Annotated in this window: 13 protein-coding genes; 6 read left to right on the top strand and 7 right to left on the bottom strand. The window is 37.2% G+C overall.

The features are described from left to right. The first annotated feature begins 24 nt into the window (after positions 1 to 24). The 5 genes from QM491_RS13800 to QM491_RS13780 all read left to right on the top strand — a co-directional run bounded on the left by QM491_RS13800 (position 25) and on the right by QM491_RS13780 (position 5,835). Positions 25 to 1,350 carry a hypothetical protein gene (locus tag QM491_RS13800; protein ID WP_283328069.1) on the top strand — a complete coding sequence of 442 codons (1,326 nt, stop codon included), beginning with the start codon at positions 25 to 27 and terminating at the stop codon, positions 1,348 to 1,350. 23 nt (positions 1,351 to 1,373) lie between these two features. After that, the gene (locus QM491_RS13795; RefSeq protein WP_283328068.1) at positions 1,374 to 1,955 is read left to right on the top strand and encodes a c-type cytochrome; all 582 of its coding nucleotides are present in this window, start codon (positions 1,374 to 1,376) and stop codon (positions 1,953 to 1,955) included. A 44-nt stretch (positions 1,956 to 1,999) separates the two neighbouring features. Then, a complete protein-coding gene (soxC, locus tag QM491_RS13790) occupies positions 2,000 to 3,250 on the top strand; it encodes a sulfite dehydrogenase (protein ID WP_283328067.1) in 1,251 nt (416 codons plus the stop codon). 111 nt (positions 3,251 to 3,361) lie between these two features. Further along, positions 3,362 to 4,780, top strand: coding sequence for a phytoene desaturase family protein (locus QM491_RS13785; RefSeq protein ID WP_283328066.1), 1,419 nt, complete (start codon positions 3,362 to 3,364; stop codon positions 4,778 to 4,780). A gap of 317 nt (positions 4,781 to 5,097) precedes the next feature. Beyond that, positions 5,098 to 5,835 (top strand): UbiA prenyltransferase family protein, encoded by a 738-nt coding sequence (locus QM491_RS13780; RefSeq protein ID WP_283328065.1) that lies wholly within the window; start codon positions 5,098 to 5,100, stop codon positions 5,833 to 5,835. A 2-nt stretch (positions 5,836 to 5,837) separates the two neighbouring features. Here the strand turns inward: QM491_RS13780 and QM491_RS13775 are convergent, their stop codons facing one another. The 7 genes from QM491_RS13775 to QM491_RS13745 all read right to left on the bottom strand — a co-directional run bounded on the left by QM491_RS13775 (position 5,838) and on the right by QM491_RS13745 (position 12,381). Continuing rightward, positions 5,838 to 6,605: an ABC transporter permease subunit gene (locus QM491_RS13775; RefSeq protein ID WP_166580163.1), complete on the bottom strand. Its 768-nt coding sequence runs from the start codon at positions 6,603 to 6,605 to the stop codon at positions 5,838 to 5,840. 172 nt (positions 6,606 to 6,777) lie between these two features. After that, on the bottom strand, positions 6,778 to 7,524 hold the full coding sequence (locus QM491_RS13770) for an ABC transporter ATP-binding protein (RefSeq protein WP_166580162.1): 747 nt from the start codon (positions 7,522 to 7,524) through the stop codon (positions 6,778 to 6,780). 4 nt (positions 7,525 to 7,528) lie between these two features. Next, positions 7,529 to 8,803, bottom strand: a complete 1,275-nt coding sequence (gene nosD / locus QM491_RS13765; RefSeq protein WP_283328064.1) for a nitrous oxide reductase family maturation protein NosD — start codon at positions 8,801 to 8,803, stop codon at positions 7,529 to 7,531. A 9-nt stretch (positions 8,804 to 8,812) separates the two neighbouring features. Further along, positions 8,813 to 9,253, bottom strand: coding sequence for a nitrous oxide reductase accessory protein NosL (locus QM491_RS13760; protein ID WP_283328063.1), 441 nt, complete (start codon positions 9,251 to 9,253; stop codon positions 8,813 to 8,815). 1 nt (position 9,254) lies between these two features. After that, complete coding sequence (locus QM491_RS13755; RefSeq protein WP_283328062.1) at positions 9,255 to 9,827, bottom strand: hypothetical protein; 573 nt, start codon at positions 9,825 to 9,827, stop codon at positions 9,255 to 9,257. Between the two features lie 75 nt (positions 9,828 to 9,902). Next, positions 9,903 to 11,912, bottom strand: a complete 2,010-nt coding sequence (gene nosZ / locus QM491_RS13750) for a Sec-dependent nitrous-oxide reductase (protein WP_283328061.1) — start codon at positions 11,910 to 11,912, stop codon at positions 9,903 to 9,905. Positions 11,913 to 11,925: 13 nt separating this feature from the next. Continuing rightward, entirely contained in the window at positions 11,926 to 12,381 is a 456-nt protein-coding gene (locus tag QM491_RS13745; protein WP_283328060.1) for a c-type cytochrome, read from the bottom strand. 170 nt (positions 12,382 to 12,551) lie between these two features. Here QM491_RS13745 and ric point away from each other — a divergent pair, with 170 nt between their 5' ends. Further along, positions 12,552 to 13,283 (top strand): iron-sulfur cluster repair di-iron protein, encoded by a 732-nt coding sequence (ric, locus tag QM491_RS13740; RefSeq protein ID WP_283328059.1) that lies wholly within the window; start codon positions 12,552 to 12,554, stop codon positions 13,281 to 13,283. The last annotated feature ends 173 nt before the right edge of the window (positions 13,284 to 13,456 follow it).

Below are 13,456 nucleotides of genomic sequence, written 5' to 3'. Positions count from 1 at the left end.
ACAACCTTAATACTAAAATCATTCATGATGTCATTAGAAAAAGAAAACATTACTTTCCAGAAGCCCTATGAAGCAATTCTACTTCGTGGGTTTCTATTTTTTGCCATTATTACCAGTATTCCTTTTTATCCTAGTTTTTACTTAAAAGATTACGGAGAAAGTTTTCAGACAAAAACACATCCCTTTAGAATCATTGATGTGGTAAGTCAAAACAACCCTTGGTTTTTTGACAATGCCAGTGGTAAAAACTATGTTGGATGGCTTACAACCCTACTTCTGAGCATTTTGGTTGGCGCACTGTGGCATCTACTCGACAAAAAACGTAAAGATTATTCACAATTGACCTATTGGTTCTTTGTGATTGTGCGCTACGGATTGGCGCTTCGTATGTCGTGGTTTGCCATTGCAAAGGTTTTTCCTGTACAAATGCCATTTCCAACGATAAGTCAACTCAATACCAACTTGGGGGAATTTACCCCAGGGAAATTATACTGGCTCACAACGGGAGTATCACCTTTCTTCGAGGTTTTTGCAGGAGTATTCGAATTAGTGGCAACAGTCCTTATTCTGTTTCGCCGTACCACTACTTTGGGCACATTGATGATGATAGCGATTCTTTTGCCTATCTGGTTTGTCAACATCGGTTATGATGCTGGGGTCGAAGTGACAAGTTTACATATTTTAACGCTCGCTGTTTTACTTTTGGTAAAAGATATAAAAGCATTTTGGGAAATATTGATTTTACATAAAGCATCCGTTGTGCCCAACTTTCAAGCGCCACAATTCTATAAACCTTGGCAACAAAGGGCTAGACTAACCTTAAAATGGGGCTTTATTTTGATATTCTTGGTATATCGAGGTTTTGAATATGGTCGAGTATATGCTGCCGAGAAGACTTTTAAACTGCCCTTGACTGATGGAGTAAAGTCATTAGCAGGGTTCTATGATGTGGCAAATTTTCAAATCAATCATAAAACATTACCCTATAACCCCTATGATACGCTACGCTGGCAAAATGTAGTTTTCGAAAAATTCAATACGTTTAGCATAAAAGTTGCCAATCAAACCAGACTCAATACAGATAACAAAGTAAGAACTACCGAATATTATGGCAATGTAGGAAGGCTTTATTACGGCTATGAAATAGATTCACTATCTCATAAAATTGTACTGAAAAACCGAGCAAATACTTCCCAAAAGCTGATTTTTCACTATCAAGAAACTCCAAGTAAGGATTTGATTTTGAATGGTATCAATGAATCAGGTGATTCTTTATCGGTTCTATTGAAACGCCAAGAAAAATATTACCCTTTAGTGGATAAACAATTCCATTTTTTTGGGACAAAATAACCTGCAACTCGAAAAAACTCAGAATGAAAGCGCTCTATTTATACTTCGGGCTATTGATTAATACCTGCTTTATCTATTTTTTCCCAACTTGGGGAAAACCAATTTCTCAAGCTAAGCAAATTCATGCTGACACAACACTGTATGGATTTGGACGTGCGGTCACACAGGCGGAAATCGATAAAATAGATATAGATGTAAGCCCTAGTGGCAAGGGTTTACCCCAAGGAAAAGGAATAGCAACAGAAGGTAAAAAGATATTCGAAGCTAAGTGTGTGGCCTGCCATGGTATCGGAGGAACAGGTGGAGTAGGAGGAGTATTAGTTACCACAAATGACACTAAAATCAAGAAAAAGGAAAAAACAATCGGTAATTATTGGCCTTTTGCCACCACCGTATTCGACTATGTCCGTCGAGCAATGCCTTTTAATCAACCCGGTTCGCTGAGTAATCAAGAGGTATATCATTTGACTGCGTATTTATTGCATGCCAATGGTATTATCGATGAAAAGAAAATTATTGATGCCCAAACACTCCCTAAAATCGAAATGCCTAATCACAAAGCTTTTGTCCCCGATGACCGAACGGGTGGTTCTATCATTAGATAATGAAACTCAATAACAGTTATTGTGGGCAAAACGAAAGTATATTTATGCAAGAACAAGATAAAATTATAGAGATTTCTCAAACTTTCCCCATGACCGTTTCACGACGAAAACTATTAGGCGGAATGGTGACAACGGCAGTAGCAATAACTCAATCTGCCAACGGGCAAACTATACAAAAAGGACTTACCGACGAAGACCCAACTAAGGTTACAGGAACATTAGCAGGTGAAATCGGTACTCGTTCTCCTTTTGTAAAGTCCGTCAAAAAGCCTTCAGATATATCCTCTCGTTCACCATTGCAAGACTTTTATGGTTTTATAACACCCTCAGATTTACATTTTGAACGCCATCATGGTGGCGTTCCATTGATTGACCCGCAAAAACATGAATTGATTATTCATGGACTCGTAGAAAAACCCTTAAAGTTCTCTTTGGCTGATTTAAAGCGCTTTCCATCCGTTTCTAGAATTGCTTTTTTAGAATGCTCAGGCAACTTTCGAACAGGAAAAGAAACCATGACGCCACAAGAAATAGCAGGTTTGACCAGCCAAAGCGAATGGACGGGTGTCAAATTAGCTACTTTGTTTAGAGAAGTTGGCGTAAAGCCTTCAGCCAAGTGGTTTTTAGCCGAAGGGGGCGACTCAGCCGTCATGACGCGTAGTATTCCTGTTGCCAAGGGTTGGGAAGATGCGATTATAGCTTATGGACAAAATGGCGAGCCTGTTCGCCCAGAGCAAGGGTTTCCTTTTAGATTATTTTTGCCGGGCTGGGAAGGTAACACCAGTGTAAAATGGCTTCGTAGAATCGAGCTTTCTGACGAGCCATTCATGACACGTGAAGAAACATCTAAATATACCGAAGCAATCAAAGATGGCAAAATCAGAATGTTTAGTTTTGATATTGATGCTCGATCGATTATTACGTTTCCTTCTTTTCCTCAATCCATCGAAAAAGGATGGATTGAAATCAAGGGCTTAGCATGGTCGGGAAGAGGAAAAGTACTCAAGGTAGAAGTAAGCACCAACGCTGGAAAAACTTGGCAGGTAGCCAATATTCAGGAGCCCGTTCTTGATAAAGCACACGTCAGATTTAGATATTTATGGAAGTGGAATGGTGAAGAAACCGAAATTATGAGTCGTGTAACCGACGAAACGGGTTATACACAACCTACTTTCCAACAATTGGTAGAAGCCAGAGGTTCTGAAATGGGAGGTTATCACCTCAACCCAATCACTGCTTGGCAAATCAAAAAAGATGGTAGAGTTTTATTAAAACCTGAAAATTTAAGAGCCTAGTGGAGTTACTATACCAGATTTTGTGATATTTGATTACAGATTTGTTTAACCTATCTCCAAAATCCAATATCATAAATCAGTGCAACTCATTGTACACTAATAAAATACAGTATGACGACAGATTTTGATGTAATTGTAATAGGTTCGGGACCCAATGGATTAGCGGCGGCTATAAATCTTCAAATAAAAGGTTTATCAGTTTTATTGATAGAGTCCAAATCAATATTGGGGGGAGGTTTACGAACGGCAGAGTTAACTTTGCCAGGCTTTAAACATGATATTTGCTCGGCTATACACCCTTTAGGAATAGCTTCGCCTTTTTTCAATACCTTATCATTAAATAGATACGGGCTCCAGTTTATAGAGCCGACCGTAGCAGCGGCACACCCATTGGACAATGGGAAATCAGTTATTTTGACCAAAGATATTCAGGAAACAGCCGCAAGATTAGGAGTAGACCGTAACAATTATCTACGTTTGATAGCACCTCTTGTTCAAGATTGGGAGGCTATTTTACCAGACATACTTGCACCATTTCATTTTCCAAAAAACCCTATTAAATATAGTCAGTTTGGACTCAAAGCACTTTGGTCGGCAAATCTTTTATCCAAAAGATTTGAAACTAATGAAGCAAAAGCACTTTGGGCAGGAATGGCAGCGCACGCCATTCAGCCTCTCGAAAACCTAACAACTTCTGCTATTGGGTTGGTCTTATTGGCAGCAGCACATAAAGTGAATTGGGCCATTCCACAAGGTGGCTCACAGGCAATTGCCAATGCCCTAGCTTCTTGCTTTTTGAGTAATGGAGGGACAGTTCAAACAGACTTTCATGTAAAATCATTAGCACAATTGCCTTCAGCAAAAGCTATTATTTTTGATGTTACGCCTCGTCAGCTGCTACAAATAGCAGGACATACCTTTTCAAATATTTATAAATGGCAACTCGAAAAGTATCGGTACGGAATGGGGGTATTTAAGGTAGATTGGGCTATTGACGGACAAGTACCGTTTACGGATGAGAAAACACATAAAGCAGGTACGGTACACATCGGCAATACCTTTGCTGAAATCGCTCATTCGGAAGCACGAACCGCTCGTGGTGAACACCAAGAAAAGCCCTTTGTTTTATTAGCGCAACAGGGTGTTTACGACACCAGTCGAGCACCTGAAGGAAAGCAAGCTTTGTGGGGATACTGCCACGTGCCAAATGGCTCAAAACAAGATATGACAGAAGCTATCGAAAAACAAATTGAGCGTTTTGCGCCAGGCTTCAGAGAACGTATTTTGGCAAGACATACCTTCAATACAGAACAATTAGAATCTTATAACCCCAATTATATTGGTGGCGACATCAACGGAGGAATCATTGATTGGAGACAGCTCTTTACTAGACCAGCACTAAAAAGTTCACCTTATCGTACCTCGACCAAAGGTTTATATATCTGCTCATCATCAACCCCTCCAGGTGGTGGTGTACATGGTATGTGCGGTTATCACGCGTCTGAGCGTGTTTTTAAAGATTTGTTCTAGTTAAATATTGTAGAAGAACCTTTTGCTATTATATACAATAGTTATTCAACTTTAGGCTGTAAGCATTAGGCAAAAAAGCGTCTATTATTTCATGAGAAACAGATTTCACTTTTAGTCTATGGCATAAAGCCTAAACCTTAAAGCAGATAAAATTATTTTATTGCCCCAATAATATAATTAAAGCTAGTTATTTGCGCTTTTTGATACAAAATTCAAGGTTATTTATTCTATTTGCATTGCTATTTTATAGAGCCGTTTAAACAAAATATAGCGGCTTTATTCTAATCAATAGAATAAATTTAAAATTTTGAATATCAGTGCTGAAGAAAATAATTATTGATAGCCAGCTTTATGTGGCTTTGATGGGAACTTTACTTGCTACATTTTTTATGTTAGAAGAAGGCAGTTTTAGATTTCCCACCTTCTTTCTCATTTTTGTAACTTACTTTAATGGTTATATTTACACCAAATATCAAGGAGTATCATTCTTTAATAAAATACTGATTATCAATAGTATAATAGCCTTGATTAGCATTTCACTGATTTTCCATAATCATAATGCCCATCGATTTTATAAATGGATGACCATCTCTTTTTTAGGACTACTGTATAATAGTCAGTTTTTGAGTACTACTATTCGTAAAATTCCACTTTTAAAAGGGCTTTATGTTGGTATCGTATGGGGTTTGGTCAACGGATGGCTTTCTTTTCATTATTTCAGCTTTTCTATTTTTCTGATGACTTTGTTGTTTATCACAGCATTGATTCTCCCTTTTGATATCCGCGATGTTGAAACTGATTCGATAATTACCTTTCCGCAATTGATAGGTATCAAAAAGACTAAATATCTAGCCTATGGTATGCTTATCTTGGCGGCTGGATTAAGCATAATTTACCTAGAAGAGCAATATGCCATTGCATTTATACTCACGTGTTTTATCTCAATGATGTTTGTGTTTTTTACTGAAAAAAATAATTCAGACCTCTACTTTTCGTTTGGTGTAGAAACCTGTTCATGCCTTCCTTTTGTTATTTGGAGTATTTTTCTGAAGTAATTTCACAAATCTTTTTTGTTGAAAATAGCCAAGGCTCTCCACGCAGGGACTATAATCCACAGTATCAAAAGTACAATAGCGATAAATATTCCTAAGATTGAGCTAAAAAATTGTTGAAAGATAGCTCCAGTCATTCCCAAAAGTGCCGAAATATCGAGTTTCATCAATATAATAATACGAGCTAAGTCAGATGGATTGAGAGTAGTAAAAAATAAGGATGCTTTTTCTAAAGGATAATCGCTGAAAGACAACAAAGCTGTAAGTACAAATCCGTCGTAAACAATGCTAAAGTAAAACCATATTGCTAAGGCTATACCAATACCCTTTGCTTTGTCCTTGGTACAAACAGACGCTAACAATGCCAACGAAACAAAAACTAGCGTCAACAACAATCCACACAAAATTAGTGTAAGTCCTTTGGTTGTACCTTCTAATAAAATCGTAGGCAAGCCCACACCAATAACAAATGCTAAGCAAAGTGATATTCCTATACCTAAATATTGGCTCAAAAAAATTGTTTTGCGCCCTATAGGCTGTGCGGACAACAGCTCCAAAAACTCATAAGAGTTGTAAAATTGTATAGTTGTAAAAATAATACTTACTAAAGGTACAACCATCAAAATGATATTGAGCAAACTCAATAAGCCCTTGTTGGCGTCGGCTTCAAAACCAAAAAAAGCCAAACTTACCAATAACAGCAACAGCGTATAACTCATCACAAACTTGTTGCGAAGAATATCATAGATTACATATTTGATAACTTTATTCATGATTTCAGAAATTAAAAAGGGTTGTGAGTTTACCCACAGAAAGCGATAAATATTTTATTGGGCTTACGTTCTAAAGCGCAACAATGCAAAACACAATTGATTCAATTATTGAGTTAAGTTCCTGATAACCAAAACTAAACCCGAAAAATTACTCCTATCTATGCACTTCTGTTTATACCCAATAAGGTTGTGGAAGACTAGGACTTAATTTTACTTGCATGAGTCGAGCTATAATTTTGCTCAAACGCGTTTCGTCATACTCCTCCTTCAACTGACTTAGTTGCTTAAACAACTGTATTTGACCATCTTGGATATAAAGAAGATGACTAGATAGCTCTTCTAAGTCAGAAAGAATATGAGAAGTAAGTAGAATTAGTTTCCCTTTATTTTTTTCCTTAAATATCTTTTGCTTCAATATTTCACTAGCAAGGGGGTCTAATCCTGCTGTAGGTTCATCGAGAATTAATATTTGTGGATCAAATAAAAAGGCTAAAGCTGCACTCACTTTTTGTTTGGTGCCTCCAGAAAGAGTCCCTAATTTTTTTTCATAAATTTTTTCAAGCTCGAAATCTTTAATAATGTCAAAATCAAGCTGTTTGCTGTCTATAATACCTTTTCTGATATCGGTCATCATCTCAATAAGCTGACGAATAGATAAATTGGGGGGATAATGCCCTATCTGAGGCATATATCCTATTTTGGAGCGATAGGAGAAATCATGTTTAATATTCTGATTATCAACATATATAGACCCTGTATCTGGTATAACCATACCAAGCAAACTTTTGATAAGTGTAGTTTTGCCAGAACCATTTGGACCGACAATTGCCACAGCTTGTCCCTGCTCAAAGGTGAGAGCTATATTCTGTAAAACGGTATGTTTTCCGAATGTCTTGCTGATATTTTCAAATCTTATCATTGGATTATGATTTTTGGACGGTTACAGCTTTTGGGTTAAATGGTACTAGTCGAATAGGCTTCATTAGCGGAGATTCGTCTTTTAGGTTTTCAGGGGTAAGGCTAGGGATAATTTTTTCTATTTTATCCAAAAGACTAGCCGTAAAACTCCGTAATAGCATCATGGTTTGAGGAACCCTTTCGATAAGGGTCGAAAACAAACTCACGGGTCTATACGCTACATCCCCAATGCCATCATGATTGAGGTCGTAGCCATCATATTTTTCCCAATAGTTCTTTAAGATAGTATTATATACAGAGTTTCCGTTGGTTGCTATATCAAAAGTATTAGCAATAAAATTGTTATTTTGAATCAAATTGTCATCGCAGCTAGCCTGAATTCTCATGGCGATACCATCATTCGAAAATTCATTTTGAATGATATTGGTTCGGCTACACCCCTCAAGATATATTCCTACTGTGTTGGAAATAAACTGATTGTGCTGTATTTGACTATCCGAAATATCTTTCAAGAGAATACCATAGGCAGCGCCACCCCAATTATTTTTAAAAAGGTTACTTCGCATAGTAACATGCTTGGTGTACATGACTGCCACTCCTGCTCCATTATTCACAAACTGGTTTAGTTCGTAAGTATCGTTGTGTGAGAACATAAAATGTAAACCATAGCGAATATTTTGAGTGGTAAAGTTTTGGCGAATCAAAGAGTTGGTCACAAATTCAAAATAAATACCATCACGATGCCCCTGCACATAATTATTAGCTATCTTAATACTGTCACATTTCCAGGCATGGATACCATTGCCTGTAGTTTGCTCTTCTTTAGGATGCCCAATAACCGTATTGCCAAGCACTTGAATTTTGGTACAAGCCGATAGATAAACACCAAAGTAGCAATCTCTAAAATAATTATTTTTAATAGTTACATTGCTGGATTCTAGCACTTTAATACCTGCCCAGTCGATTGAGCTGGTTTCGCCAACATGCCGAAATTCAATTTTACCGATATACACTCCCGAAGATTTTACCGTAATAATTTCGCCTTTATAGTTGGCATCAAAGATGGGGTAGTTTTGTGGTTGAGACTCGCCACCAATCAAATAAATAGGTTTGTCAATAATAAGATTTGTAATATGATATATTCCTTTTTTGACAATGACACTATCATTTTTTGATGAATGAGCAACACTCTTCAATAGCTCCGAAGTATTGTTTACTTTCCACGTTTTAGCAAAAGTTAGTTGTGAAAGTAAAATGAATATGACAGTTAGTTTTTTCATATCGAACTATTAATTAAACATTTCTTGGATTTGAGTCCACGAAAAAAACTTTATAGTTGCATCTTTTTCTTTCAATTTTTGAGAATCTTGAGGGCTTTTAAAAGCAGCCAAGTCTCCCCTCATGGGACTTCTGAATAGAGTGCCTTGTCCAAAAGTACCCTCAGTAACATTGATAAACTCTTGAGGATTATCAAAATTATTGACAACAAGATGTGCATAATCGGCAGAAGATGTATGGTTGGTTTTCATGAAAATAACCATACATCTTAAATCATCAAACTTAAAGACCTTACCTTTAGGAGTTACTAATTCGGTAGCATATTTGGAATCCATAATAGTCATTTTACACAAACCACAGTTATCTTTTCCATAATAGATAGGCTCTGTTTGGGTTGTACATGCCGACATGGCTATTCCAATACAAAGTAGGATTACGATAGAAAATTTCATTTTAGCGATTGTATTTGAATTCATAAACAGTAGTACCAACACAGATTAAACCAAGTAGTATAAAAAACCAACCGCCTATATCAGGAATAGAGTAAGCGCCAAAGTTGAGGAGTTCTTTGTAGCCCAACATAGGAGGCTGATAAGACATACCAGGAACTTTTATGGCAGCATCTGGACTAAGATTATGTCCATATGCGTAACCCCATTTCCAATAGTCATACAGTGCCAAAACGCCTCCAAGAACAACAAGAATAAAAAAGCTCAGTAACATTTTTTTACTTTTTGAAATAGCTGTTACAAGCCCCGCAACAATATAGAAACCAACACAATAAGGTAAAATTTTGAACTCAGGAAACATATCTTCCTTGATATGTGCCATACCAATGTAGTGATTCAGACCATTGATAATATCAACTTGTCCTGAAAGTTTATTTAGCCAAATTTGCATAGATAGCCCTTCTGGATATTGTGGTGCCCATAAGTCAATGCGCCATAAGGGAGTAAAATAGGTGGCTATTAACCCAAGCGCACCTAGAGCTATAAGAACTTGAGAGATTTTACTAAGTGGCTTCATTTTTTGATGATTTTGAAGTCTATGAGCCTATTACAGCTCATAGACTAGTTATTTTACAAAGTGAATTGGCGCTTGCTATTTTTTAGCTACTTTTTGTTCGGCCTCAGCAACAGGATTTTTGCCAGTACCCCATGTTAATGGCACGTTACTTCCTGCGGGAGAGACTCTTACGTATCCTTGCATTTCTTGGTGCAATGCCGAACAAAAATCAGTACAATACATTGGGGTTACACCTACTTTGGTAGGAATCCATTTGAGGGTTTGGGTTTCGCCAGGCATAATCAATAGCTCAGCATTGAGTGCTCCTCTGATAGCAAAGCCATGTGGCACATCCCAATCTTGTTCAAGGTTGGTTACATGGAAATACACTACATCTCCCATTTTTATACCTTCGATATTGTCAGGAGTAAAGTGCGAACGAATGGCAGTCATGTACACGTGTACCTCATTACCTTTGCGTACTACTTTAGCTTCTTTTTCGCCTTTGGCAGCATACGGGTGTGCATTTTCTTCTATTTTGAAAATTTTAGTTGAGTTTTTCTCAATCAAACTAGCAGGTATAGATTCGGCATAGTGTGGCTCTCCTGTGGTTGGGAAGTCGAGTAATAACTTCATTTTATCTCCCGATATGTCATATAACTGAGCCGATTGCGCTAATTCAGGGCCTGTTGGCAAATAACGGTCTTTTGTGATTTTGTTATAAGCTACTACATATTTACCCCAAGGTTTGGCTGTTGGTCCTCCAGGAATACTCAAGTGTCCAACAGAATAATAAGTTGGTACACGGTCGATAACTTCTAGCTTTTCGATATTCCAACGAACAAGTTCAGACGATACAAAAAACGAGGTAATGGCATTGCCTTTTCCATCAAATTCCGTGTGAAGCGGTCCTAATCCTGGCTTTTGTACTTCTCCGTGCAACACTGCATCGTATTTGAGTACAGGGATTCCGTCAAAGTTTCCATCAAAAGTCTTTGCTGCAATGGCTTTTTGCATTTTATCAAATGAAAAAACAGGAATTACCGCAGCCAATTTGCCCGATCCAACAATGTATTGTCCTGTTGGGTCTACATCACAACCATGTGGCGACTTAGGACATGGTATAAAATAAAGCATATCTGGACATTCTTTGGGGTCAAGCGTCATTACTTCTGTCATAATGGTTGATGTTGCCGAATGTACTTTGTCGCTATACACATTATGTGCATATTTGGCAGCTTCTTTTTTCCCTTTTCCTTGTGCTAGGTATTGTTCAGCTTTTTTCCAATTGACCGCCAGAATAAAATCTTTGTCTTTTTGTGAAGCATTTACCTCCAAAAGTGAGTTGGCTTGCTCAGTATTATAGGTAGAAAAGAAAAACCAATCTGCCGATTTACCTTTCCCAGCACGTGCCAAGTCGAAGCTTACACCAGGTGTTTTGAGCTGAAACTTGATGCCCATGCGACCTGTATTTTTATCAATACTTACAAAACTGATATAACCCTTGAAGTTTTTCTTGAAAGAACTAATTGGTACATCAGCCTTGTCGTCGGGTGGTACCGAAAAACGAGTACCTGCAACAGCATATTCGGTATTGGCGGTAATAAATGGCGAAGAGTGATTACCTCCAGAGTTAGGCAATTCTATGATTTCTTCTGTTCTAAACGTTTTTAGACTGATTCGGGCTATTCTTGGAGTATTATTGCCATTAATAAATGCCCAACGACCGTCGTGAATACTGTTGGTAGTGGATAGGGCAATATGGTGCGAGTCGTCCCAAGGTACAAATCCATGTGAGGTATTAAGCATAGGTTTGGTTTCTTCACTAAAACCATAACCGTTTTCTGGGCTTTGCGCAAATACAGGAATAATCCTAAGTGTACGTCCTGAAGGAAGCCCTATAATAGAAATTTGTCCATTAAAACCTCCCGAAACAATATTATAAAACTCATCGTGTGTGCCTGGCGCCACATATACTTTTTGAGCTGCGTCGCCTGCTAGTTCAGAACTGCCACTGGCACCTCCTTTGTTGTTGGGTTTACAACTGATTTGAGCAACTGCAATAATACCTACTGCAACTCCTCCTATAATAGACTTTAGGTTCATATTAAAAATGTTTTTATTTTTCGCCATCATTTTTACGCATCAATTCCAATATACTTCTTGCATCTTTTTCTGTTATATTTTGGTTAGGCATACGTACCAAACATTGCTCTAACAGCTTTTGAGCCTCGGTATCTTTCTCTAACATCATGTCTACATTGGTAATCATATTGATAATCCAAGTAGGCTTACGTCTTTTGGTAACACCCAACCAGCCTGGGCCAACCAAACGCTCGTCAGTTAGTCTATGACACGAAGAGCACTTCATATCATAGATTTTTTGACCTTCGTCTACCATTGGCTGACTTAGCGGGTTAGTCAGAGCTATTTCTTTTACTTCTGTACCATGGACTTCTTCTTGCTGTTGAAGTACCGAATCACTGGTTTCGGGTTTTTCGGCACGTTGACTGGCGCCACCGCATCCCCAGAGCGTCAAAGTCACAATTGCGATAGTTAATAATGATGTCTTCATTCGGTAAGTAATTAAGATTAAATAAAAGATATAAAAGTCTTTTATTATGCAAATCTATATAGACCTCATAAGATAAATTCTGACTTTTATGAGTTCTTATTTTGATATTAGTCATAATAGAAGATAAAAAAGTCTTTTATTTTTGTAGAAAATTTTAACTCAAATACTTTATGGAAACGATAAATTTTGATACTAAAACTGTAGGCGAAATAGTAGCCCATAACCCCAAAGCAGCAAGTGTATTTAGAAAGCTAAATATTGATTTTTGTTGCGGGGGCAATAAGAGCTTTACTGAAGAATGTAAGAAGAAGAAGCAAAATCCAGCAGAAATTTGGGAGGAAATAGAGTTACTATCTAAAACAGGAGACAAGTCTTTAGATTTTAATAACTTAAAACTAGATTTTTTGATTGATTATATCTACAATGTACATCATCAATTTTTGTATAAAAACTTACCCGAAATCAGATATTTTGTAGAAAAAGTCTATACCAAACATAAGGATAAATATGCTTATCTGACAGAATTAGCTACAGTTTACAAGATTCTTGAAGAAGATTTATTATCGCATTTGCCTAAAGAGGAAAATGTAATATTTCCTTATGGCAAGTCACTCGTAACTGCCTCTGAGGAGCATGCCCATGTATCTCCTCCATTTTTTCGGACGGTCAAAAATCCAATCAGTATGATGAATAGCGAGCACGAAGAAGCTGGAGAGTTATTGTTCAGACTACGAGAAATTACCAATAATTATACTCCTCCTGAAGACGCCTGTAATTCGCATATTGTAATGCTATCCAAATTAGAAGAATTAGATAGTGATTTGACGCAACATGTACATTTAGAAAACAATATTTTATTTCCCAAACTGACAGCGCTCGAAAAAACAATATTAGAAAATTAATGAAAAAGTCAGTTTTCGTATTGCTTTTGCCGCCTAGTATATAATTCAATGTAAGTAAGTATTAATGCAAAATAAAATTGCATTAACATGCTTTAGTCTGTAAGCCGTAGGCATTAGGCAAAAAAGTTTCTATTACTTCATGAGAAATACTATTTAACTTTTAGCCTAATGCA

The sequence above is a fragment of the Flectobacillus longus genome (assembly GCF_030056705.1).
Lineage (GTDB): Bacteria > Bacteroidota > Bacteroidia > Cytophagales > Spirosomataceae > Flectobacillus > Flectobacillus longus.
This window is presented reverse-complemented; position numbering and strand designations above follow the sequence as displayed.